Source organism: Pseudomonas sp. ef1, assembly GCF_007293365.2.
GTDB lineage: Bacteria > Pseudomonadota > Gammaproteobacteria > Pseudomonadales > Pseudomonadaceae > Aquipseudomonas > Aquipseudomonas siliginis.
Window position 1 is genome coordinate 470,623 of record NZ_CM129815.1, and the last position, 23,881, is coordinate 494,503.

18 protein-coding genes and 1 pseudogene are annotated in these 23,881 nt (G+C 61.4%); 10 read left to right on the forward strand and 9 right to left on the reverse strand.

All coding sequences use genetic code 11. The features are described 5' to 3' along the window. The first annotated feature begins 196 nt into the window (after window positions 1-196). The 6 genes from FEE99_RS02300 to ilvD all read left to right on the forward strand — a co-directional run bounded on the left by FEE99_RS02300 (window position 197) and on the right by ilvD (window position 7,917). Window positions 197-736 carry a type 1 glutamine amidotransferase domain-containing protein gene (locus tag FEE99_RS02300; protein WP_039757526.1) on the forward strand — a complete coding sequence of 180 codons (540 nt, stop codon included), beginning with the start codon at window positions 197-199 and terminating at the stop codon, window positions 734-736. A 162-nt stretch (window positions 737-898) separates the two neighbouring features. Continuing rightward, window positions 899-2,095: a class I SAM-dependent rRNA methyltransferase gene (locus FEE99_RS02305; RefSeq protein ID WP_041476837.1), complete on the forward strand. Its 1,197-nt coding sequence runs from the start codon at window positions 899-901 to the stop codon at window positions 2,093-2,095. 451 nt (window positions 2,096-2,546) lie between these two features. Continuing rightward, window positions 2,547-3,620 carry a SagB family peptide dehydrogenase gene (locus FEE99_RS02310; protein WP_041476838.1) on the forward strand — a complete coding sequence of 358 codons (1,074 nt, stop codon included), beginning with the start codon at window positions 2,547-2,549 and terminating at the stop codon, window positions 3,618-3,620. Further along, complete coding sequence (locus FEE99_RS02315; protein ID WP_041476839.1) at window positions 3,617-4,594, forward strand: diiron oxygenase; 978 nt, start codon at window positions 3,617-3,619, stop codon at window positions 4,592-4,594. Before FEE99_RS02310 ends, FEE99_RS02315 begins: the two co-directional genes overlap by 4 nt. After that, the gene (locus FEE99_RS02320; RefSeq protein ID WP_041476840.1) at window positions 4,587-5,819 is read left to right on the forward strand and encodes an MFS transporter; all 1,233 of its coding nucleotides are present in this window, start codon (window positions 4,587-4,589) and stop codon (window positions 5,817-5,819) included. The genes FEE99_RS02315 and FEE99_RS02320 overlap by 8 nt, the downstream gene beginning before the upstream one ends. Window positions 5,820-6,075: 256 nt before the next feature. Beyond that, the gene (ilvD, locus tag FEE99_RS02325) at window positions 6,076-7,917 is read left to right on the forward strand and encodes a dihydroxy-acid dehydratase (RefSeq protein WP_024014684.1); all 1,842 of its coding nucleotides are present in this window, start codon (window positions 6,076-6,078) and stop codon (window positions 7,915-7,917) included. Between the two features lie 200 nt (window positions 7,918-8,117). Here the strand turns inward: ilvD and FEE99_RS02330 are convergent, their stop codons facing one another. Continuing rightward, complete coding sequence (locus FEE99_RS02330; protein ID WP_041476841.1) at window positions 8,118-9,173, reverse strand: phosphorylcholine phosphatase; 1,056 nt, start codon at window positions 9,171-9,173, stop codon at window positions 8,118-8,120. Between the two features lie 239 nt (window positions 9,174-9,412). Here FEE99_RS02330 and FEE99_RS02335 point away from each other — a divergent pair, with 239 nt between their 5' ends. After that, entirely contained in the window at window positions 9,413-10,801 is a 1,389-nt protein-coding gene (locus FEE99_RS02335) for an L-cystine transporter (protein ID WP_041476842.1), read from the forward strand. Window positions 10,802-10,874: 73 nt separating this feature from the next. Here FEE99_RS02335 and FEE99_RS02340 read toward each other — a convergent pair whose 3' ends face one another. Next, the gene (locus FEE99_RS02340; protein WP_041476843.1) at window positions 10,875-11,393 is read right to left on the reverse strand and encodes a dihydrofolate reductase; all 519 of its coding nucleotides are present in this window, start codon (window positions 11,391-11,393) and stop codon (window positions 10,875-10,877) included. Window positions 11,394-11,478: 85 nt separating this feature from the next. On the opposite strand from FEE99_RS02340, the gene FEE99_RS02345 reads away from it, so the two are divergent. Both FEE99_RS02345 and FEE99_RS02350 read left to right on the forward strand, forming a co-directional pair. Next, window positions 11,479-12,852, forward strand: coding sequence for a DUF2868 domain-containing protein (locus FEE99_RS02345; protein ID WP_041476844.1), 1,374 nt, complete (start codon window positions 11,479-11,481; stop codon window positions 12,850-12,852). Further along, on the forward strand, window positions 12,845-14,221 hold the full coding sequence (locus FEE99_RS02350; RefSeq protein ID WP_041476845.1) for a GTPase/DUF3482 domain-containing protein: 1,377 nt from the start codon (window positions 12,845-12,847) through the stop codon (window positions 14,219-14,221). The genes FEE99_RS02345 and FEE99_RS02350 overlap by 8 nt, the downstream gene beginning before the upstream one ends. 96 nt (window positions 14,222-14,317) lie before the next feature. On the opposite strand, the gene FEE99_RS02355 is transcribed toward FEE99_RS02350, so the two are convergent. The 7 genes and pseudogenes from FEE99_RS02355 to FEE99_RS02385 form a co-directional block, all read right to left on the reverse strand. Beyond that, window positions 14,318-14,872, reverse strand: coding sequence for a phosphonate degradation HD-domain oxygenase (locus FEE99_RS02355; protein WP_041476846.1), 555 nt, complete (start codon window positions 14,870-14,872; stop codon window positions 14,318-14,320). Continuing rightward, window positions 14,869-16,002 (reverse strand): annotated as a pseudogene (locus FEE99_RS02360) (TIGR03364 family FAD-dependent oxidoreductase). Before FEE99_RS02360 ends, FEE99_RS02355 begins: the two are co-directional and overlap by 4 nt. A 118-nt stretch (window positions 16,003-16,120) precedes the next feature. Then, complete coding sequence (locus FEE99_RS02365) at window positions 16,121-17,146, reverse strand: putative 2-aminoethylphosphonate ABC transporter substrate-binding protein (RefSeq protein ID WP_041476847.1); 1,026 nt, start codon at window positions 17,144-17,146, stop codon at window positions 16,121-16,123. Between the two features lie 37 nt (window positions 17,147-17,183). Then, a complete protein-coding gene (locus FEE99_RS02370) occupies window positions 17,184-18,908 on the reverse strand; it encodes a putative 2-aminoethylphosphonate ABC transporter permease subunit (protein ID WP_041476848.1) in 1,725 nt (574 codons plus the stop codon). Then, window positions 18,908-19,984: a putative 2-aminoethylphosphonate ABC transporter ATP-binding protein gene (locus tag FEE99_RS02375; RefSeq protein ID WP_041476849.1), complete on the reverse strand. Its 1,077-nt coding sequence runs from the start codon at window positions 19,982-19,984 to the stop codon at window positions 18,908-18,910. The genes FEE99_RS02370 and FEE99_RS02375 overlap by 1 nt, the downstream gene beginning before the upstream one ends. Window positions 19,985-20,177: 193 nt before the next feature. After that, window positions 20,178-21,041: a LysR family transcriptional regulator gene (locus tag FEE99_RS02380; protein ID WP_024014693.1), complete on the reverse strand. Its 864-nt coding sequence runs from the start codon at window positions 21,039-21,041 to the stop codon at window positions 20,178-20,180. 13 nt (window positions 21,042-21,054) lie between these two features. Next, window positions 21,055-23,310 (reverse strand): heavy metal translocating P-type ATPase, encoded by a 2,256-nt coding sequence (locus FEE99_RS02385; RefSeq protein WP_041476850.1) that lies wholly within the window; start codon window positions 23,308-23,310, stop codon window positions 21,055-21,057. An 84-nt stretch (window positions 23,311-23,394) separates the two neighbouring features. On the opposite strand from FEE99_RS02385, the gene cadR reads away from it, so the two are divergent. Then, window positions 23,395-23,844 (forward strand): Cd(II)/Pb(II)-responsive transcriptional regulator, encoded by a 450-nt coding sequence (gene cadR, locus FEE99_RS02390; protein WP_016772685.1) that lies wholly within the window; start codon window positions 23,395-23,397, stop codon window positions 23,842-23,844. The last annotated feature ends 37 nt before the right edge of the window (window positions 23,845-23,881 follow it).

Consider the following 23,881-nt stretch of genomic DNA (forward strand, 5'->3'; position numbering starts at 1 on the left):
CGGTGGTCAGCTCTTGGGACATAAGTACACACTCCGGGGCAGGCGGCGATTCTAACCGCTGAAACCGCAGGGCGACACACCGATGGGCACATCGCCGGAACTTTCATCTGCGTCCAGGCTTCGGAATCTGTAGGGCGCATCGGACCTCAACGGTTCGCTGCAAAGGCAAAATCTCCACAGACTCAGGAGCTTACCGATGGCAACTTCCCTCAATGGCAAACGCGTCGCTATTTTGGTTACCGATGGTTTCGAACAGGTCGAAATGACCGGCCCCAAGGATGCCCTGGAGCAGGCCGGCGTGCAGGTCGATATCCTTTCCGCCGAGGCTGGCACGGTGAAAGGCTGGAACCATGACAAACCGGCGGACGACTTTCCGGTCGCCAACACCTTCCAGGCCGTGAGCATCGATCAATACGATGCCGTGCTGCTGCCGGGTGGTGTGCAAAATTCCGACACCATCCGTATCGACCAGGATGCTCAGCATCTGGTCAAGACTGCCGCTTCAGCGGGCAAGCCGATTGCCGTGATCTGTCATGGCAGCTGGCTGCTGATTTCCGCAGGGCTGGTCAATGGCAAGACCATGACCAGCTACAAAACGGTCAAGGACGATCTGGTCAATGCCGGGGTCAACTGGGTCGATCAGGAGGTGGTCAAGGACGGCAACCTGATCAGCAGCCGCCAGCCGGATGATGTGCCGGCGTTCAGTCAGGCCCTGATTGACGCACTGGCTGCATAAGAGCTGAAATCGCTTTCGCGAGCAGGCTCGCTCCCACAGGTGAATGCATTGCAAGTGTGGGAGCGAGCCTGCTCGCGAAGGGGCCATCCGCTTTTCATCGCAGGCCAGACCGGAGCACGCGTCAACACGCTATACTCCCGCTCTTTTTTCCGGAGCGACGTCATGTCCCTGCCTAGCCTGCGCCTCAAAGCCAACGCCGACCGTCGCCTGCGCAACGGCCACTTGTGGGTCTACAGCAACGAAATCGACGTGGCCGCCACGCCTCTGCACGGCTTCAAGGCCGGCGATCAGGCGGTGCTCGAAGCCGCTGGCGGCAAGCCGTTGGGCATCGTCGCCATGAGCCCGAACAACCTGATCTGCGCGCGCCTGCTGTCGCGCGACATCAAACTGGCACTCGACAAGTCGCTGCTGGTGCATCGCCTGAATGTCGCACTGTCGTTGCGCGAGCGTCTGTTCGACAAGCCGTTCTATCGTCTGGTCTACGGCGACTCCGACCTGCTGCCGGGTCTGGTGGTCGATCGTTTCGGCGACATCCTCGTGGTGCAGATCGCTTCGGCGACCATGGAAGCGCATAAAGACGACGTGGTAGCCGCGTTGACCCAGGTGCTCAAGCCAAGCGGCATCCTGTTCAAGAACGACTCCGCCGCCCGCGACGCCGAAGGCCTCAACCGCTACGTCGAAACCGTATTCGGTCTGGTGCCGGAGTGGGTCGCGCTGGAAGAGAACGGTGTGAAGTTCGAAGCGCCGGTCATTCAAGGGCAGAAAACCGGCTGGTTTTACGATCACCGCATGAACCGCGCGCGCCTGGCACCCTACGCCAAGGGCAAACGCGTACTTGATCTCTATAGCTACATCGGTGGCTGGGGCGTGCAGGCCGCTGCGTTCGGCGCCAGCGAAGTCTTCTGCGTCGACGCCTCTGCGTTCGCCCTTGACGGTGTCGAGCGCAACGCTGCGCTGAACGGTTTCGCTGACAAGATGACCTGCATCGAAGGCGACGTCTTTGAAGCGCTGAAGGAACTGAAAGCCAGCGAAGAACGCTTCGACGTGATCGTTGCCGATCCGCCGGCCTTCATCAAACGCAAGAAAGACATGAAGAACGGCGAAGGCGCCTACCGTCGTCTGAACGAGCAAGCCATGCGCCTGCTGACCAAGGACGGCATTCTGGTCAGTGCTTCGTGCTCCATGCACCTGCCGGAAGATGATCTGCAGAACATCCTGCTGACCAGCGCCCGTCACCTGGACCGCAATATCCAGATGCTCGAGCGTGGCGGTCAGGGTCCGGATCATCCGGTGCATCCGGCCATCGCTGAAACCCGTTACATCAAAAGCATCACCTGCCGTCTGCTGCCCAACAGCTGATTGCGCTTGAACACCGGGGAGCCACTGAGCTCCCCTTTTTTTTGCGCGCCCTCCCCCCGTTTTTTCACACTCGACATGAGTGTCCTGCCCTCTTCCTACAACTTCTTTCTCGCTGCCTTGCAGGAAGTTTCGTCATGCCTGTCAATCATGGAAATTAAACCTACGCAGTAAGCCTCCTGCAAAAGATCACTCCGACAAAATTACTGGAATATTCCTACTTAATATCCGCTTGCCAATATTCGATTACAAACTAATATGAAGTTGTCGCAACGAAGCGACTCAACTACCAACGAACAAGGAGTTCACATCATGAAAACCATTTATCTCGAAGCAAACACACTCGCCAACCTGGCCTTTCTGGTTGCAGCCACCGGCCGCTAAGTAAGCCTGGACGCCGGAGAGTGCCGGCACTCTGGCGTCCATCAGACTTTTTCCCGAGTGACCTGAGCCCATGTATATCAATCCTTTTCTTTTTATATTGCCGCGCCCGCCTGGACAAGTTGTCTGGAACTACAAGAACCACACTCAACACGAACTTGATCTTGATTACTCCCATCGCCTCGCCAGCCTTATACACAACCCTGATCTATTTGACCCAAACAACATAATAGACAGACAACTTCTGGACGCCGGCATTTTAATAACTTCAAAAATAGACAGTCCGAATTGGGGCTGGGATGAATTGTCGAAGATCTATCACATCGGCACACAAAACATACCTAGCGCACATACGCCTCGGAATATCCACGAGTGGTCCAGGCAATATCTGGCGCACTGCAGCGAAGTGCTGGCGAAGCCAGAACCTGCAGCCACCCGGGCGCGGCGATCAGTGCAGCCCCTGATTACCCTGCCCGTACCGGGCGCCATTGATGATGACAGCCTGACTCAGGCCCTGATGAGGCGCAAAACCTGTCGTTCCTACACCGGTGCAGCGGTGACACTGGATGAGGTCGGCACGCTGCTGTATTTGACCCTCGGCTATCTTCCCCCACGCGACAATGCCCACGACGATCCGGTCGCACCGGGTCTCGAGGCACGCCGAAGCTGCCCGTCCGGCGGCGGATTGAACGCCTGTGAGGGATTTGTCATAGCGCAAAATGTCAGCGGACTGGAACCCGGCATCTACGCCTATCACCCTGCCGAACACGCCCTGAGTCGGATCAATGCGCTGCCGGATCCGGAGCTGGGTCAATTGCTCGGCGGCCAGCATTTCATCAACAACCTGCCACTGGGCGTGTTCATCACTGCAAGGTTTGATCGTCTCTGGTGGAAGTACGAGCACTCGCGTGCCTATCGCATGGCCTTCATCGAAGCCGGTCATCTCTCGCAAACCTTTCAACTGGTAGCAACGACGCTGGGGCTGAACACCTGGCTGACCGGCGCGTTTGCCGACGCACAGATTGAAACCCTCCTCGGCATCGCGGGCAGCGCCGAGCAACCGTTGTTCTTCGTCGGTTGCGGACAAAGCGATGGCCAGGCCATGTGCCAGGAAATGCGTGATCTGCTCAGCGGAGCACAGTCATGATTCCCACGGCTATGGACGAGAGCGAAGCCCCGGTGTCATGGTCGCTCAAATTCACGCTTCCAGGCTGGGAGAACCGTGCATCGGTACGCAGCAGTGTCCATGACTATCGGTTACCGGGCGATGTCGAGCAGCAATTGCAAACCCGCTACTGGTTACCCCCGGCCTTTGTGCCCTATCTGGCGCATCCGGCCATCCAGGCCAAAGGTCGCGATACCCTGCACCGCCTTACCGCCAATCATCTGGTGTATTTCCTCGACTACACCACCCTGCTCGAACACCGCATCGTCAACCGCGCGGTGGAAGTCATCGTGCACCGCGAACTGCCCATTTATATACCGCTACCGATGAAACATGCGGCACTGCAGCTGTATACCGACGAGGGCTACCACGCGCTGTTTTCCAACCAGATTGCCGAGCAGATCGCTGCGCTCTACGGCATCACCCGGCGACCGGTCATTCCGAAGCGGATCAGCCGCATGAACGCTTTGATCGCGCGCACGCCGGAGAAAAACCGTGCATTGGCCTGGTTCCTGCTGGGATTTGTCTCGGAAACCATCATTGCCCGCGAGTTGCTGGAGGTCTGCCGCGACACGCTGGTATCCAGTGTGAGTGACATGTTGCGTGATCACCTTGCCGACGAAGCCCGGCACAGCCGCTATTTCGCCGAAGCCTTCCATTACTTCTGGATTGCGATGAACAGTCGTCAACGCCTGTTCGCCAGCAAGACCCTCGTGGAGATCATTTCCATCTTCTTCGAAGCAGATGAAGGCTGGCTGCAACAAAGCCTGCGTTCGGCCGGTATTGCCGAGATCGACGTGATGGAGATTGTCGGCGGCACGGCAACGGTGCAGGCCAACCGCGCCCGTGCACGCGTTGGCTGCAAACCTACTGTGGAGGCCCTGCACAAGGCCGGCTTCTTTGCATTGCCCCATAACCAGACACTCTTCGCCAAAGCAGGATTGATCGATGGATAAACACAGCCGTGCAACCACCCGCCGACAACAGCGCGGAGCAATCAGCCTGTTGTTGGCGATGATCCTGCTTGGCGTGTTTCCGCTGGATGTGCTGCTGCCTTCCTTTCCGGCGTTGGCAGCACACTTTGGCCGATCGTCTAACGACATCGCGCTGTCGATCAGTCTGTTTGCCGTGGGCATCGCATTTGCCCAGTTATTGATCGGCCCGCTGTCAGATGTGATCGGGCGCAAAGGTCTGCTGCTTGCCGGCATGAGCGTGTCGCTGCTCGGCGCACTTGGCTGCGTGCTGAGCAATGACTACACGCTGTTCCTGATTTTCCGGGTGATGCAGGCGCTGGGATGCGGTTGCTTCGTGCTGTCCCAGGCACTGGTGCAGGATCTGTTCGAAGGCAACGAGCGTGATCGCCTGCGGATCCTGATGGTCACCGCAACGGGCATCTTCATTTCGGTATCACCATTGGCGGGCACGTTTCTGCAAGCCACGCTCGGCTGGCGCGGCAGCTTCTGGGTCTTCATCGCCCTGACCGCAGCAGTTTTGATCAAGACCTGGCGATTGCTCGATAACAGCCGTCCTCCTCATGATCCCACCCGCCTTGGCTTCATCCAGTCCTATCAGCGCGTCCTGGGCAATTTCGAATTTGTCGGCTGCTGGCTGATTTCCGCATTCGCTTTCGCTTGCCACTTTTCCTTCATCGTCATTTCCCCGCTGATCTTCATGGAGCAGCTGCAGATGGCACCTTACGATTTCGCCTTGATCCTGCTGATCTACGGCGCCGCCTATGTCTTTGGCGGCGTGCTCGCCAGCGTGCTGAACCGGCATATCAATGCGCAACAGCAGATTTTTACCGGGCTGAGTCTGATCCTGCTCTCGGGACTGGTAATGCTCTATCTGGCCGCCAACCATGATTTGTCAGCTGCGACTGTGCTGATTCCAATGCTCATCTGCACGGTGGGCACGACCATTTCCCGGCCACCGGCTACCTCCCGCGCCATGAGCCTGTTTGCCGAAAATGCCGGCGCATCGGCGTCTGCCGGCAGCACCATCATCTTTATCTGTGGCGGGCTGGTCAGCGCCTTGATCAGCCTCGGCCCGGCCAACCTGCAAGCGACGCTGGGCTACGGTTTCGTCCTGTTGAGCGGCATATCCCTGTTGCTCAACAGCGTGATTGGCCGCCGCGTCAGCAACCTGCGCAGCAACAGGTTGATGCCCGGAGGCGACCATTGACCCTGCCAGTCGTCATCCCGCGCACCGCATCAGCAAGTCAACGATGCTTTGCGCCATTCCCTCGCGACGCCAGCGGTGTAGAATCGCCTCATTCATCGCCATTCATCCCCGGCGGGTTTATGAGCTCAGGCTGAGACCAGCGGCGATCCCGCAACGTCATTGGCAGCTTCCGGACACACGGCCATTTTTCGGGTGTTTCAGAGGTCAACAGAAGCTCACTCCCCTTTAGTACGTGATTAGCCGCCCGGAGTGCTCCATGCCAGATTACCGCTCGAAAACATCCACCCACGGCCGCAACATGGCCGGCGCCCGCGCACTGTGGCGCGCCACCGGCATGAAAGATGACGACTTCAAGAAGCCGATCATTGCCATCGCCAACTCGTTCACCCAGTTCGTCCCGGGGCATGTGCACCTGAAGGACCTGGGTCAACTGGTCGCCCGCGAAATCGAACGCGCCGGTGGCGTGGCCAAGGAATTCAACACCATCGCCGTCGATGACGGCATCGCCATGGGCCACGACGGCATGCTGTATTCGCTGCCGAGTCGCGAGATCATCGCCGACTCCGTCGAGTACATGGTCAATGCCCACTGCGCCGACGCTATCGTGTGCATTTCCAACTGCGACAAGATCACCCCGGGCATGCTGATGGCCGCGCTGCGCCTGAACATTCCGGTGATCTTCGTTTCCGGCGGTCCGATGGAAGCGGGCAAGACCAAACTCGCCTCCCACGGCCTCGACCTCGTCGACGCCATGGTGATCGCCGCCGACTCCAGCGCTTCTGACGAGAAAGTCGCCGAGTACGAGCGTAGCGCCTGTCCGACCTGTGGTTCGTGCTCCGGCATGTTCACCGCCAACTCGATGAACTGCCTGACCGAAGCACTGGGTCTGGCCTTGCCGGGCAACGGTTCCACTCTGGCCACCCACAGCGACCGCGAACAGCTGTTCCTGCAGGCCGGCCGCACCATCGTCGAGCTGTGCAAGCGTTACTACGGCGAGAACGATGACTCCGTGCTGCCGCGCAACATCGCCAACTTCAAGGCGTTCGAGAACGCGATGATGCTCGACATCGCCATGGGCGGTTCGACCAACACCATCCTGCACTTGCTCGCAGCCGCCCAGGAAGCCGAGATCGATTTTGACCTGCGCGACATCGACCGTCTCTCGCGCAGCGTGCCGCAGCTGTGCAAAGTCGCACCGAACATCCAGAAGTACCACATGGAAGACGTGCACCGCGCCGGCGGCATTTTCAGCATCCTCGGTTCGCTGGCCCGTGGCGGCCTGCTGCACACCGACCTGCCGACCGTACACAGCCGCAGCATGGAAGAAGCCATCGCCAAGTGGGACATTACCCAGACCAGCGACGAAGCCGTGCATCACTTCTTCAAGGCAGGTCCTGCGGGCATTCCGACCCAGACCGCGTTCAGCCAGTCGACCCGCTGGGAAACCCTCGACGACGATCGTGAAAACGGCTGCATCCGCAGCTTCGAGCACGCCTATTCGAAAGAAGGCGGCCTCGCCGTGCTGTACGGCAACATCGCGCAGGACGGTTGCGTGGTGAAAACCGCCGGGGTCGATGAGTCGATCCACGTCTTCGAAGGCAACGCGAAAATTTTCGAAAGTCAGGACAGCGCCGTGCGCGGCATCCTCGCTGACGAAGTGAAGGAAGGCGACATCGTCATCATTCGCTACGAAGGCCCGAAAGGCGGCCCGGGCATGCAGGAAATGCTCTACCCGACGTCCTACCTGAAATCCAAAGGTCTGGGCAAAGCCTGTGCGCTGCTCACCGACGGGCGTTTCTCCGGCGGTACTTCCGGCCTGTCAATCGGTCACGCTTCGCCAGAAGCTGCGGCCGGCGGCGCGATTGGTCTGGTGCAGGATGGCGACAAGGTGCTGATCGACATTCCGAACCGCTCGATCAACCTGTTGGTCAGCGACGAAGAACTGGCGGCACGCCGTGCCGAGCAGGACAAGAAAGGCTGGAAACCGGTCGAGGTGCGTCCACGCAAAGTGACCACCGCGCTCAAGGCCTACGCCCTGCTGGCGACCAGTGCCGACAAGGGCGCGGTGCGCAACAAAGCGATGCTCGACGGGCTGTAACCGTCAAATCGTCGATGCAAAAATGCCCCGCCAAGTGCGGGGCTGATCGTTCCCACGCTCTGCGTGGGAATGTCTCAAGGGACGCTCCGCGTCCAGTGACGCAGAGCGTCACGGGCTGCATTCCCACGCAGAGCGTGGGAACGATCCAAAACAAGATCAAAAGATCGCAGCCTTCGGCAGCTCCTACATGCGATCGTGGCTTACTGGATGTCTTCCGGTTTGACGATCACCCAGTTCTTGTCCGCCGTCACCGGCAAGCCTTCCTTGGCCTGCGCCGCCGCGTGCTTGGCCATCATGCCGTTGATTTGCGTCATGTACTTGTCCTTGCGGTTGATCCACAAGTGAATGCCGCCCTTGGCCACGTCGACATCATGGAACAGCATGTAACCGTCGCTGGTTGGGGTGTCGCCACCGACCAGTACCGGTTTTTTCCATTCATCGATATAGGTCAGGATCGCTGCGTGCTTGCCGGCCATCCAGGTTGCCGGGGTCCACAGGTACGGCGTCAGCTCCAGGCCCAGGTTGGCCTTCTCGTCATATTTGCCGGCAGTGATCTGTTTGCGCGCAGTGGTCAGCTCGCCGGTCTTCTGATCCTTGAGCAGCAGTGAAACGCCAATGACGTTCTGCGGTTTGACGTTGTAACCGTACTTGGGATCCGCCGCGACCATGCGTACCAGTTCCTCTGAAGCGGCGGTCATCACGTAGACCTCGATGCCGTTCTCCATCAGCTTGTTGTACAGCTCCTGCTGGCCAGTGAAGATCTTCGGCGGATTGACGTCGAGCTTCTTCACCACATCGCCTTCGTAATACGTCGCGGGCACCGGTTTGCCCGAAGCCATCAGTTCGTCAACGTAGCCCTTGAGTTCCTTGAGAGTGAAGCCGGAGAACACCTGCGCCACCCACGGGTAGCAGACCATGTCGTCGACTTCGCAGAGCCGGTAGTAATAACTGAACAGGCTTTCCTTGTGCTCGGCGGTGTCCTTGAAGGGCATCAGTTTCAGCGAGGGGTCGAGCTTGTCGCGGGTAATAAGGCCTTTGTTTTCCATGAACGGCAGCAAGGATTCTTCGAGGTCGTAGCGGTAACTGGTGTTGTCCATGTCGAACACCGCGTAATTACCCTTGTTGGCGTTGGCGGCAATCATCGCGTCCAGCGCCTTGGCCTGATCCGCCGGCCAATGCTTGAGGTCCGTGGCCAATGCCTGGCCGGCAAGGCCAGCCGCCAGTGCCACAGCCAACAACGTGCGTACAATTCTCATAGCGCTACTCCCCGATGCAAAGAGTTCGACGCTAACAAATCAGTGTGACAACCCTCGCCTGTCAGCGACCGCTGACGTCCCTTGCGCGTCAGTTGCATTGCCGACAGCGACACGCGCTTATTCCAAAAACGACGGATGCCCTGCCATTTCGGTATTAAATCATTGCAAATCAAGCTGTTAGGCTTGCCGGTTCGCAGCAGCCCCGGATGGCTGTTGGCACAGTCTTTACTGGAGTTCTCATGAATCTACCGCTGATTCTCAACTTGCTGGTGTTCCTCGCCCTGCTCTTCGGTCTGGCGCAGACCCGCCACACCACCTGGAGCCTGGCGAAAAAAGTCCTGCTCGCACTGGTCCTCGGCGTGGCGTTCGGCGTCGCGCTGCACACGATTTACGGTGCCGGCAACCCGGTGCTGAAAGCCTCGATCGGCTGGTTCGATCTGGTCGGCAACGGTTACGTACAGTTGCTGCAGATGATCGTGATCCCGCTGGTGTTCGCCTCGATCCTCAGCGCCGTCGCCCGCCTGCACAATGCCTCGTCGCTGGGCAAGATCAGTTTCCTGACCATCGGCACGCTGCTGTTCACCACCGCCATCGCGGCGTTGATCGGCATCGGCCTGACCAACCTGTTCGGCCTTACCGCTGAAGGTCTGGTCGCCGGCACTCAGGAAATGGCGCGCCTGCAAACCATTCAGAACGACTACGCCGGCAAGGTCGCCGACCTGAATGTGCCGCAATTGCTGCTGTCGTTCATTCCGCAGAACCCGTTCGCCGACCTGGCCCGGGCCAAGCCGACCTCGATCATCAGTGTGGTGATCTTCGCCGCGTTCCTCGGGGTTGCCGCGCTGCAACTGCTCAAGGACGACGTCGAGAAAGGTCAGAAAGTGATCAACGCCATCGACACCCTGCAAGCCTGGGTGATGCGTCTGGTGCGTCTGGTGATGAAGCTGACCCCGTACGGTGTGCTGGCGCTGATGACCAAAGTGGTCGCCGGTTCCAACCTGCAGGACATCATCAAGCTGGGCAGTTTCGTCGTGGTCTCGTATATCGGCCTGGGCCTGATGTTCGTGGTGCACGGCGTGCTGGTGTCGGCCGCCGGGATCAACCCGCTGCGCTTCTTCCGCAAGATCTGGCCGGTGCTGACCTTCGCCTTCACCAGCCGCTCCAGCGCGGCGACCATTCCGCTGAGCATCGAAGCGCAGACCCGTCGTCTGGGCATTCCGTCGTCAGTCGCCAGTTTCGCTGCCTCGTTCGGTGCGACCATCGGCCAGAACGGTTGCGCAGGCCTGTACCCGGCGATGTTGGCCGTGATGGTCGCACCAACGGTCGGCATCAACCCGCTGGATCCGCTGTGGATCGCGACGCTGGTAGCGATTGTCACGTTGAGCTCGGCCGGTGTCGCCGGAGTGGGTGGAGGCGCGACGTTCGCCGCACTGATCGTGCTGCCAGCGATGGGCTTGCCGGTGTCACTGGTGGCGTTGCTGATTTCGGTCGAGCCGCTGATCGATATGGGGCGCACCGCGTTGAACGTGAGTGGCTCGATTACCGCTGGGGCGATTACCAGTCAGGTCATGCAGCAGACGGATAAAGCGCTGCTGGATGCCGATGAACACGCGCAGCTAGTCAGCTGAAGCTGCAAGCTGCAAGCTGCAAGCCAAGAGCCAAGAGCCAATCAGCTTTTACTTGCAGCTTGCAGCTTGAGGCTTAAAGCTGCTTTTTCTCCCAGACTTCGAAGTTGTACGCGGGTTTATCTTCAACCGCCGGGTTTTCAACATTCGACACCAGCTTCCATTCGCTCAGATCAAACTCCGGAAACCACGCATCCCCTTCCGGGCTCAGCGCTACGCGGGTCAGGTACAGCCGATCGGCCTGCGCCAGCCCTTGCGCATACAACTGCGCGCCGCCAATCAGCATCAGTTCATCAACGCCCTGGGCTTTCGCCCATTCCTCGGCGCGGGCCACGGCGGCTTCCAGCGACGGATAGACCTCGGCGCCTTCGAGCTGCAGATCAGGCTGACGGCTGACCACGATGTTCAAGCGCCCCGGCAACGGCCGGCCGAGCGAATCCCAGGTCTTTCGGCCCATGATGATCGGCTTGCCGAGCGTGGTCGCCTTGAAGTATTTGAAGTCCCCCGGCAGGTGCCAGGGCATGCTGTTGTCGACGCCGATCACGCGGTTTTCACCGAGGGCTGCGATCAGGCTGAGGGGCAGTGATTTAGTCATGCCGGCGAGGATACCAGAGCCGCGCTTACCCCGATAAGCGCCACAGCGGTTATGCTCAGCGCTCGATTTAGCGACGGGACGCCGCGTGACTGAACTGACTCCACTGCAAAACCTCTGGCTCACCGAAACCATCCGCCTGCGCGAAGAACACGCGGGGCCGCTGGATGACCTGGAAGCCAATCGTCTGGCCCGCGCCGCTGGCGGCGATCTGCCGAGCCGCATTGCGCGCCGGGCGCTATGGCTGGCCGAGCGCGACGGGCTGACCGCCGCGCTCAAGCACTGGCTGCAAGGCGCGCGTCTGGCGCTGGTGCTGTTGATGATTTTCGCCGTGCTCAGCGGCGCTGGTCTGGCTTTCGCTGCACTTGGGCAGACGCCGGTGAATGTGTTCTGGGCGCTGGGCAGTCTGCTCGGGATCAATCTGATTTTGCTGCTGAGCTGGGCGCTGGGCTTGATTTTCGCTGGCGAACACGGCGCCACCCTCGGGCGCTTGTGGCTGTGGCTCAGCGAAAAATTCGCCCGCGATGCCAAAGCCGCGCAACTGGCGCCCGCCCTGCTGTGGCTGCTGCAACGCAAGAAACTCAATCGCTGGGCACTCGGCGCGCTGGTCAATGGCCTGTGGCTGCTGGCGATGCTCAGTGCGCTGATTCTGCTGCTGACGCTGATGGCCACGCGGCGCTACGGCTTTGTCTGGGAAACCACGATCCTCGGCGCCGACACTTTCATCAACGTTACCCAGGCCCTTGGCTATCTGCCGGCGCTGCTCGGCTTCAATGTGCCGACCGAGGAAATGATCCGCGCCAGCGGCGACGGCGCACTGGATATTGAAAGCGCACGACAAGCCTGGGCGACCTGGCTGGTCGGTGTGCTGGTGGTCTACGGCGTGCTGCCGCGCCTGCTGCTCGCGCTGTTCTGCCTGTGGCGCTGGAACCGCGGCAAAGCCGCGCTGCGCCTGGATCTGAACCTGCCTGGCTACGCGCAACTGCGCGAACGGTTGATGCCGACCAGCGAGCGCCTTGGTGTCAACGACCCGGAGCCGGCGCAACTGCATCGCGTCGAAAGCAACGTCGGCGAACTGGCCAGTGAAGGCGCGCTGCTGGTGGCGATCGAGTTGGACGAACAGCGTCCGTGGCCACCCGCGCTGCCGAAAAACGTCAGCAACGCAGGCATCCTCGACAGTCGCGAATCGCGGCACAAACTGCTCGAGCAACTCAGTCGCTTCCCGCCGGCGCGGCTGGCTATCGCCTGCGATCCGCGACGTTCGCCGGATCGCGGCAGCCTCGCATTGATCGCCGAACTCGCGCGCAACGCCAGCGCCACCCGCATCTGGCTGCTGCAAGCGCCGCCTGGCGAAGCGCTGGACGGGCAACGTCTGGGTGACTGGCACGCGGCGCTGCAACAGCTGGAACTGCCATTCGCCGATTGCGCGCCGATGAACTGGCTGGAGAGCGGACATGACTGATGCACGCAAGGCCCCGCTGAAACTGGCAGTGGTTGGCCACACCAACGTCGGCAAGACCTCGCTGCTGCGCACGCTGACCCGTGACGTCGGCTTCGGCGAAGTCTCGCACCGGCCGAGCACCACCCGGCATGTCGAAGGCGCGCGGTTGTCAGTGGATGGCGAGCCGTTGCTCGATCTGTACGACACGCCGGGGCTGGAAGATGCGATCGCCCTGCTGGATTTTCTCGAGCGTCTGGAACGCCCCGGCGAACGCCTCGACGGCCCGGCACGATTGGCGCGGTTTCTCGACGGCAGCGAGGCGCGCCAGCGTTTCGAACAGGAAGCCAAGGTACTGCGACAACTGCTGGCCTCCGATGCCGGTCTGTATGTGATCGACGCCCGCGAACCGGTGCTGGCCAAGTACCGCGACGAGCTGGAAGTGCTCGCCAGTTGCGGCAAACCGCTGCTGCCGGTGCTGAATTTCGTCAGCAGCGCCAACCATCGCGAACCCGATTGGCGCGAGGCGCTGGCGCGGCTGGGGCTGCATGCGCTGGTACGTTTCGACAGCGTCGCACCGCCCGAGGATGGCGAGCGGCGCTTGTACGAGAGCCTCGCCCTGCTATTGGAAAACGCCCGCCCGCAACTGGAGCGGTTGATCGCCGACCAGCAGGCGCAGCGCCTCGCCCGTCAGCAAAGCGCCGCACGCCTGATTGCCGAATTGCTGATCGACTGCGCTGCATGCCGGCGCAGTGTGGTCAGCGAAGCCGAGCAGGAACAACAGGCGATCAGCGAGCTGCGCAAAGCCGTACGTCAGCGTGAGCAGAAGTGCGTTGAGGCGCTGCTCAAGCTCTACGCGTTTCGCCCGCAGGACGCGGCGGCCAGTGACTTGCCGTTGCTCGACGGGCGCTGGGGCGATGATCTGTTCAACCCGGAAACCCTGAAGCAACTCGGCGTGCGCGTCGGCGGCGGCATTGCTGCCGGTGCAGCGGCCGGGGCTGGGGTGGATTTGCTGGTCGGCGGGATTACCCTTGGCGCGGCGGCGTTGGCCGGTGCGATCGCCGGCGGTGCGCTGCAAACCGCGCGCAGTTATGGCAGTCGCCTGCTCGGCAAAATCAAAGGCCAGCGGGAATTGACAGTGGATGACACCGTGCTGCGCCTGTTGGCGTTGCGCCAGCGCCAGTTGCTGCTGGCCCTGGATCAGCGCGGGCATGCGGCGATGGACAGCATTCAGGTGGCCACGCCTCTGGACAAGACCTGGCGCGAAGGCAAATTGCCGGAAGCGCTGAACAAGGCGCGCGCGCATCCGCAGTGGTCGTCGCTCAATCCGCAGGCGAAGTTGAATCAGGCGGAAAGGCAGGAGCAGGTTGAGGCGTTGGCTGAAAATTTGTAGCGCTGCCCCATTCGCGAGCAGGCTCGCTCCCACATTGGAATGCGGATCCCTGTGGGAGCGAGCCTGCTCGCGAATGCAGCACCTCGGTGCGCAGTCCTAAACAGCCAGCAGTCGCGCCGCTTTCGCTTTCAATCCAGCCAAATCCACCAGCGGCACCGCAACCTCCTTCGCCAACTCATCCCAGCGCCGCATGCGCAAACTCAGCGCACACAATGGATCAGCCTCGAACGCATCCGCCTCAGCCGCGCTCATCACCCCGCCCTGATATTCCAGCGTCCTGCGACTCGCCTCACTCAACCGCGCGTAATAGCCCGGCTCGCGCAAGGTGAGATAGCGCTTGGCCTGAACGTGATATTCCACCAGTCGCGCCAGCCGTTCGCTGAAACCTGCCTCACGCAGATAATCGGCCCCGAGCCGCTCATGGCTGACCACGCCATAACCGCCCATGTTTTCCGCGCCCTCGGCACACAAATGGCCGATGTCATGAAAGAACGCCGCCAGCACCACTTCATCGTCACAACCTTCGGCCATCGCCAGCTCGGCGGCCTGGGACATGTGCTCGAGCTGCGACACCGGTTCGCCGATGTAATCGCTGGCGCCGAAGCGTTCATACAGGCCGAACACCCGGGCGATCACCTGTTCGTGATTCATGCCTCCTCCAGTAATTGCGCGATATTGCGTTCGGCCAGCGCCGGGCCGACGCTCATGCCGACGCCGGTGTGCATCAGCGCCACGCTCAAGCCCGGTGCCGGACGCAGGAAAGAAAACGGACCAGGCCCACGAGCACCATAGACGCCCTGCCAGCGTTCGACCACTTTCACCTGGCATCCCAGCGTCTGCTCGGCGAGTTCGAGCATCCAGTTATCGACCTGCTCGGCGTTGAACGGTGACGCATCGCTGCCGTAATGATGCGAATCGCCGATGATCAGTTCGCCATACGGTGTCGGGCTGATCAGCAAGTGAATGCCGTTGGCGTGCAGGTGCGGTTGTTCACGGAGGATCTGCGCCTGCACCGCTGCGGCTTGCGGCAAATCGGCGAAGGCGCCGTAGTGCACGCAGCTCAGGCCGGTGAGCACGGCGTGTTGCAGATTGAGATCGACCTGCGGTCTGGCCCGCAGCATTTGCAGACGACAGATCTGCGGATTGAGCGCAGCAATCGGCTCGGCCAGTAGGGTCTGATAGTCGTGGCCGGAGCAGACGATGATCTGCTTGGCGCAGAACTCACCGGCAGTGCTGCGCAGTCGCCCCGGCTCGACGTCGCGCACCAGCGTGGAAAAGTGAAACTCGACACCCAGGTCGCGGCGCAAATAATCGATCAGCGCCGGAATCGCTTAGCGCGAGTACAACTGCTGATCATCGATACCGTGCAACGCGGCGCGGTGATGGCTGAACTGGCCGCCATAGAGATCACGCAACGCCGCGCCGCGCAGCAGCTCGACGTTGTAGCCATGCTCGACCGCGCGGTCGGCGCAGAAGACTTCGAGCAGGTGTTCTTCGGCCGCGCTGCGGGCGAACAGGTATGAGCCGTTGCGCTTGATCTGCAGGCCGGCAAGTTGCGCCCAGTCGCCCCAGATCTCGCGACTGGCCTTGGCCAGTTCAAGCATGATGCCGGGCGGCTGACCGGTGACCAGCGCCTGGCCGAAGTTGCGCACCGAAGCGCCGAGGGGCGTGGCGGTGCGTTCGAATACCGCGACTTTGAGGCCGCGTTTGGCGGCGGCATAGGCGTGGGACAGACCGAGGATGCCGGCGCCGATGATGAGCAGGTCTTTGGGTTGTGTCATGTAGAGGTGCTCTGAATGAGAAACCGCTTTCGCGAGCAGGCTCGCTCCCACAGGGGACAGCATTGCAACTGTGGGAGCGAGCCTGCTCGCGAAGGGGCCTTGTCAGTCGATAAAGATCTTACTTGGCGACAACTTTCTCGGACTTGCCGTCATACCGCTTGCGCCATTCAGCCAGGATCTCGTCGCGGTTCTTTGAGGCCCAGGCAAAGTCGTTCTTGATCAGGCGCTGCTCATAGTCGGCTGGCAATTCGGTCTGCGGCTTGGCAATCCCCGGCTGCGCAAGAACAGCGAAGTTCTCCTTGTACAGATCCATCGCCTCGGCGCTGGCGGAGAAATCAGCGAGTTTCTTCGCCGCGTCTTCGTGCGGTGTGCCTTTGATCACCGCTGTCGCTTCGATCTCCCAGCCCAGACCTTCCTTCGGCAGGATGATGTCCAGTGGCGCGCCCTGGCGTTTCAACTGTACGGCTGGATATTCAAAGGAAATCCCGATCGGAAACTCCCCCGCCGCCGCCAGTTTGCACGGCTTGGAACCGGAGTGAACGTACTGGCCGATGTTCTGGTGCAAGCCGTCCATGTAGGCCCAGCCCTGTTTCTCGCCGAAGGTTTGCAGCCAAGCGCTGACGTCGAGGAACCCGGTGCCGGACGACGCCGGGTTGGGCATGACGATCTTGCCCTTGTACTCAGGCTTGGTCAGGTCCTGCCAACTCACGGGTTTGCTCAAACCCTGCTTCTCAGCCTCGACGGTGTTGAAGCAAATGGTCGCGGCCCACACATCCATGCCTACCCAGGCTGGCGGGTTGGCGGCGTCGCGGTAATTCGCGCCGATCTTGCCGAGATCCTTCGGTGCATAGCTTTGCAGCATGCCTTGCTGATCGAGAATCGCCAGGCTCGACGCGGCGAGGCCCCACACCGCGTCAGCCTGCGGACGAGCCTTTTCGGCGAGCAGTTTGGCGGTGATGATCCCGGTGGAATCGCGCACCCATTTGATCTCGACGTCCGGGTTGGCCTTTTCAAAAGCCTCCTTGTAGGACTTCAGTTGTTCGGCTTCGAGGGCGGTGTACACCGTCAACTCGGTTTTTGCCGCGAAGGCATTCAGGCTGAAAGTCGCGAGCACAGCAGCGGCCAGGGCCATAGGCTTGAACATGAGCGTTTTCCTGTAGATGAGTTGAACGGAGTTGCAATCAGTGACCGGGCGCGGTTTGCCGCCAGGCCTGGGAACGGCGCAGCAAGCCGCGCGAAGCCCACGCCAGCAGCAAGGACACGCCAGCCGAAGTGAACAGAATCAGGGTCGACATCGCCGCCGCGCCGCCAACGTTGCCGGCATCGTCCATGTTCAGCACCGCCACCGCCGCGAGGATGGTGTCGGGGCTGTAGAGGAAGATCGCGGCGGAAACCGTGGTCATTGCCGAGACGAACAGGTAGCGCACGATGTCCAGCAGCGCCGGCAGGCAGATCGGCACAGTCACGCGCAGGTAATGCCGGTACAGCGGCGCCTTCAGCGACAGCGCCGCAGCCTCGAACTCAGCATCGAGCTGGCGCAGCGCGGTGGTCGCGGTCATTTGTGCGGTGGTCAGGTAGTGCGCAATGGTGCAGACGATCAGCAGCGTCATCGTCCCGTAGAGCACGTGCAGCGGATTGCCGCTGAGGTTGAAGAAGAAGACGTAACCCAGGCCCAGCACCAGCCCCGGCACCGCCATCGGCACGAAGCTGAGCATACGCAAAGCCAGGTTCAGCCCGCGCTGAGTGCGGGTTTTCTCCATCAGATAGGCGCCGGTAAAAATCAGCACACTGCCAATCAGCGCCGTGCCCAGCGCCATCTTCAGACTGTTGCCGTAGGCGAGCCAGCCACCGCCGGCGGTATCGTTGAACTGATAGTGGTTGAGCGACAGCGACAGGTTGTACGGCCAGAACTTCACCAAGGACGAAAACACCGCCATGCCGAACACCAGAATCAACGCCGCGCTGATCAGCAAAACAATGGCCAGATAGCAGCCGTCGCGCAGCTTGCACGGCAGCGGTTTGAACACCTGCGCGCGTCCGCTCATGGAGTCGCCATGGCGGCGACGCAACCAGGCATCGACACCGAAACTGAACAGCGCCGGCAGCAACAGCACCATGCCGATCAACGCGCCGCGACCGAATTGCTGCTGGCCGACCACGGCTTTGTAGGCCTCCAGCGCCAGCACTTGATAGTCGCCACCGACCACCACCGGCACACCAAAATCGGTAATGGTCAGGGTGAACACCAGACAGAACGCGGCGAACACCGCCTGACGGGTCGCCGGCCAGGTGATGCTGCGAAACGCCTTCGCAGGGCTGGCGCCCATGCTCGATGCGGCATCGAACAGCCGCGCATCGGCCAGCGACAATGCCGAGAGCAAAATCATCAGCGCATGGGGAAAGGTGTAGATCACCTCACCCAGCACAATGCCCCAGAACCCGTAGATATTGTCCGAGAGCAGCCCACGCAGCATGCCCTGATTGCCGAACAGATAGACCAGGGCAATGCCCGGCAGCATCGACGGCGCCATCAGCGGCAGCAGGGAGATCCCGCGCCAGATGCCTTTGCCCGGAATCAGCGTGCGTTGCAGCGCGTAGGCAAACAGGTAGGCCAGCGGTACGACAATGGCCGCCACGCTGAGGGACACTTTCAGGCTGTTGCCGAGCAACCAGTGGAAATTGGCGCTGGTGACCAACTCTTTCGCCGCGAGCCAGCCACCGCCCTGCCCGGCGTCATTGCTGAAGCCGCGCCAGAAGATCGCCAACAACGGCAGCAGCACCGCGAGGCCGAGCAACACCAGCAGAACGACTTTGCCGCCGACCACGAACAGGCGATCGCCGATCTCGGCTTTTGAAGACTGTCGCACCTGCTTGTGCGGTAGCGGCAGCGCGAGGTTGCTGTTCATCAGGCGAACACCTGCAAACTGCGCGGCGGCAAGGCGACCATGATCTGCTGGGCGCCGAGGCGCGGCATGGCTTCTGGCGCGATTTCGGCGAGCAGCGCGTGGCCCGGCAATTGATCAAGTTCGAAGCTCATCCGGCAGCGGTTGCCGAGAAAAGTGATTTCGCGAACCCTGGCCGGGAACAGGTTCTCTTCGTGCACCAGCGGATTAACGTTGATCGCCTCCGGGCGGCAGAACAGTCGACCCGAAGCGCCGTGTACGCTGCCCTCGGCCAGGCGCAGATTCATCCCGCCAACCTTGGCGTGACTGTCGCTGCTGCGCTGAAACGGCAGCCAGTTGCCCTGGCCGACAAACTCGGCCACGAACGGCGTGGCCGGACGGTTGTAGATTTCCTGTGGGGTGGCGTATTGCTCGACGCGGCCGTTGTTCATCACCGCGATGCGATCGGCCATCAACATCGCTTCGTCCTGATTGTGCGTGACCATCAGCGTGGTGATGCCGAGGTTGCGTTGCAGCTGACGCAGCTCGGTGCACAGATGCTCGCGCACCCGCGCGTCGAGAGCCGACATCGGTTCATCGAGCAATAACAGCGACGGCGCCGGCGCCAATGCGCGAGCGAGCGCTACTCGCTGTTGCTGACCGCCGGACAATTGGCCGGGGTATTTTTTCTCACTGCCGCTGAGGCCGACCAGTTCCAGCATCTGACCGACACGCCGGCGCACTTCATCGCGACCGCTGCCCGCGAGGCCGTAGGCAATGTTCGCCTCGACCGTCAGATTCGGGAACAGCGCGTAGGACTGGAACAGAATCCCGTAATCCCGCGCTTGCGGGGCAAGATGCGAGACATCGCGATCGCCCAGGTACAGCTCGCCACTGTCCTGCTGCTCCAGCCCGGCGATGCAGCGCAACAACGTGGTCTTGCCACAGCCCGACGGGCCGAGCAGACACACCAGTTCGCCGGCGGCGACGTCGAGGGAGACGTTATCCAGCGCAGTGAACGCACCGAAACGCTTGTGCACGCCGCGCACTTTCATCGGCGCGCCGGGGTGGGTCAGGGCTGTTGCGATGGCAGGATTCATGGACAGGCCTCATCAAACGGATGAGGCCAATCCTAGAGTTGTAATGCGTCCGTCATGTGGCAGCGAGGCAAAAACGGCTGATAGTGGTATTCGGGGATTTTGGTTCAAGATCAACAGATCGCAGCCTTCGGCAGCTCCTACATTGGAATGCGTCCACCTGTAGGAGCTGCCGAAGGCTGCGATCTTTTGATCTTCAGGCCGGGGACATTTCCTGTGCGAGCCCCAAAAAGGCCGCCGGCAACCGCGCACCCTTGCGCTCTTTGAGGCAATACAGATACTCCGGAATCTGCGGCGCATTCTCGATGGTCAGCACGCGCAACTGCGGATCATGCGGCACTTCCTGCCGCGCAATGATGCTGATGCCGATATTGCGCAGCACGGCTTCACGAATCGACTCGCGGCTGCCGATCTCCAGCAACGGCCCGAAACTGACCCCGGCGCTGGCCAGCAACTCTTCGGTCAAGCGCCGCGTGGTCGAACCCGGCTCGCGCATCAACAACGTATGCCCGGCCAGCGCATTCAACGTCACATGCTCCAGCGAGGCCAACGGATGATTGCGATGCACCGCCAGCACCAGCGGATCGGTGCCGAGTACCCGGCGAATCAACCGCGCATCGTCGAGCAGCTGTGACGACGCCGCGACATCCACGCGGTAATCCTCCAGCGCTTCGAGCACTTGCTGCGAATTGCCGATCTCCACCGACACTTCCACCTGCGGCAAACGCTCGCGGAAGGTCTTCACCAGATCGAGAATGTAATACGGCGCCGTCGCGGCAATGCGCAGCGTGCCCTGCACCTGACCGCTGTTGCGCAGGAAAAACTCGATGTCAGCCTCTTGCTGCAACAGGGTCTTGACCATCGGCAGCAAGCGCGCGCCTTCGTCACTGACGCTTAAACGGCGCCCGCCTCGGTAGAACAACTCCACCGAATACTGACTTTCCAGATTGCGGATCTGCGTGGTCACGGTCGGTTGGCTGAGGCCGAGTTTTTTCGCCGCCAACGTGATGCTGCCCAGGCGGGCGACCATGTAAAACGCTTTCAGCTCGGCACTCAGCACAGTCTTTCCTCATCTATTTGCGCAGCAGGCGCAAACCGTTGAACACCACCAGCAGGCTCACACCCATATCGGCAAACACCGCCATCCACATGGTGGCGAGCCCGGCAAAGGTTACCGCAAGAAAGATCGCCTTGATCACCAGCGCCAGTGCGATGTTCTGTTTCAGGATGCTGGCGGTGTTGCGCGACAGGCTGATGAATGCGGGGATCTTGCGCAGATCGTCGTCCATCAGGGCGACATCGGCGGTTTCAATCGCGGTGTCGGTGCCGGCGGCGGCCATGGCGAACCCGATCTCGGCGCGGGCCAGTGCCGGGGCGTCGTTGATGCCATCGCCGACCATACCGACCCGGTGGCCCTGCTTGTACAGATCTTCGATGGCTTGCAGCTTGTCGGTCGGCAGCAAATCGCCGCGCGCCTCGTCGATCCCGACCTGGGCGGCAATCGCTTGCGCGGTGTGGACGTTGTCGCCGGTCAGCATCAGGGTTTTCACCCCGAGTTCATGCAACTGACGAATCGCTTCAAGGCTGGTTTCCTTGACCGTGTCGGCCACGGCGAACAGTGCCAGTGGGCCTGAGCTGTCGAGCAGCAGCACCACGGATTTGCCCTGCTTTTCCAGCGCGAACAGCTTCTCTTCCAGTTGCGGTGAGCACAGGCCGAGCTCTTCGACCAGACGATGGTTGCCCAAGTGATAAGTCTGGCCGTTGATGTCGCCTTTGACGCCCCGCCCGCCCAGCGCGGCGAAGTTATCCACAGTAAGCGCGGCGAGGTTTTTATCCACAGCGGCGTTGGCAATCGCCAGCGACACCGGGTGATCGGAGCGCCCGGCCAGCGCGGCGGCGATTGCCGGTGCGCTGGCATCGGCCGTCGGGTCGAGTGACAGGTAATCGGTCTGCACCGGTTTGCCGTGGGTGATCGTGCCGGTCTTGTCCAGCGCCAGATAATCAAGCTTGAAGCCGCCCTCCAGATACACGCCGCCCTTGACCAGAATGCCCTTGCGCGCCGCCGCCGCGAGGCCGCTGACGATGGTCACCGGGGTGGAAATCACCAGCGCGCACGGGCAGGCAACCACCAGCAACACCAGCGCGCGGTAGATCCAGTCGAACCACGCCGCGCCCATGAACAACGGCGGGATGATCGCCACGGCCAAGGCGAAGACGAACACCGCCGGGGTGTAGATTTTCGAGAATTGATCAACGAAGCGCTGCGTCGGTGCCCGCGCGCCCTGGGCCTGTTCGACGGCGTGAATGATCCGCGCCAAGGTCGAATTGTTCGCCGCAGCGGTCACCGTGTATTCCAGCGAACCGGCCTGGTTGATGGTGCCAGCGAAGACTTTGTCACCGACGGTTTTTTCCACCGGCAGGCTTTCGCCGGTGATCGGCGCCTGGTCGATGGTCGAGCTGCCGCTGACCACCGCGCCGTCCAGCGCGATGCGCTCGCCGGGTTTCACCCGCACGCGGGCGCCGAGATCGACGCTTTTCACCTCTTGTTCGCGCCAGTTGCCGTCGGCCTGCAAGACCGTGGCTTGCTCGGGGGTCATCTGCATCAAGCCGCTGATCGCATTGCGTGCACGATCCAGCGAGCGTGCCTCGATCAGCTCGGCGACGGTGAAGAGGAACATCACCATCGCCGCTTCCGGCCACTGGCCGATGAGAATCGCGCCAGTCACGGCGATGCTCATCAGCGCGTTGATGTTGAGGTTGCGGTTCTTCAGGGCGATCCAGCCCTTTTTGTAGGTGCCGAGGCCGCCGCTGAGGATCGACACCAGCGCAACGACTGCCACCACCCAGTCCGGCGCGGCGCTGGTGAAATGAATGACTTCGGCGCCCAGCGCGGTCAGGCCGGACAGCGCCAGTGGCCACCAGTGTTTTTTCACCGCAGCCGGTGCCGGCGCATCGACGCCCTCCTCCAGCGGCTCGGCGTGCATGCCGAGGGATTTGATCGCGTCGGTAATCGGCTCGGTGCCCGGCAGATTGTGGGTCACGCCAAGCACGCGGTTGATCAGATTGAATTCCAGCTGCTGCACGCCGGCCAGTTTACCCAGTTTGTTCTGGATCAGCGTCTGCTCGGTCGGGCAGTCCATCGCCTCGATGCGGAAGCTGCTCAGGCGCGCGTCGGCGCTGGTCTTTTCGCTCAGTTGCACCCGCGCAGGTGCGGCGGCTTTTGACGAGCAGCAGGAATCGCCGCCATGCGCATGTTTATGCACGGGCTGCAATTTATGACTGTGATCGTGACCGTCGCCGGGCTTGTGGGTGTGCAGGGAATCGCTCATTGGTTGCGTCCATGAAGGTGCCTGTTGCCAAGTAAAGACCCTGTAGCCACTATAGGGTCAAGCACCCTTTTGGAGATGGCGGTCATGAAGATCGGCGAACTGGCGAAACTCACCGACTGTGCGGTTGAAACCATCCGCTACTACGAGCGCGAAAACCTCCTGCCGGAACCGGCGCGCAGCGACGGCAACTACCGCGTCTACACCCAGGCCCACGCCGAACGCCTGACCTTCATCCGCAACTGCCGCACCCTCGACATGACCCTCGAAGAAATCCGCAGCCTCCTCGCCCTGCGCGACAGCCCGCAGGATCAGTGCGAGAGCGTCAATGCGCTGATCGACGAACATATTCAGCATGTGAAGGCGCGGATTGATGGCTTGCTGGCCTTGCAGACACAACTGCTCGACCTGCGCCAACGCTGTGGCGAAGGGCCGGAGGCGGATCAATGCGGGATCTTGCAGCGGCTGGAAGTGAGTGGCGGGGTTGTCGCGACCGAAGTCGAACACTCCCACGTCGGCCGTAGCCACGGCCACTAAGCACACCGCAAAAACAAATGTGGGAGCGAGCCTGCTC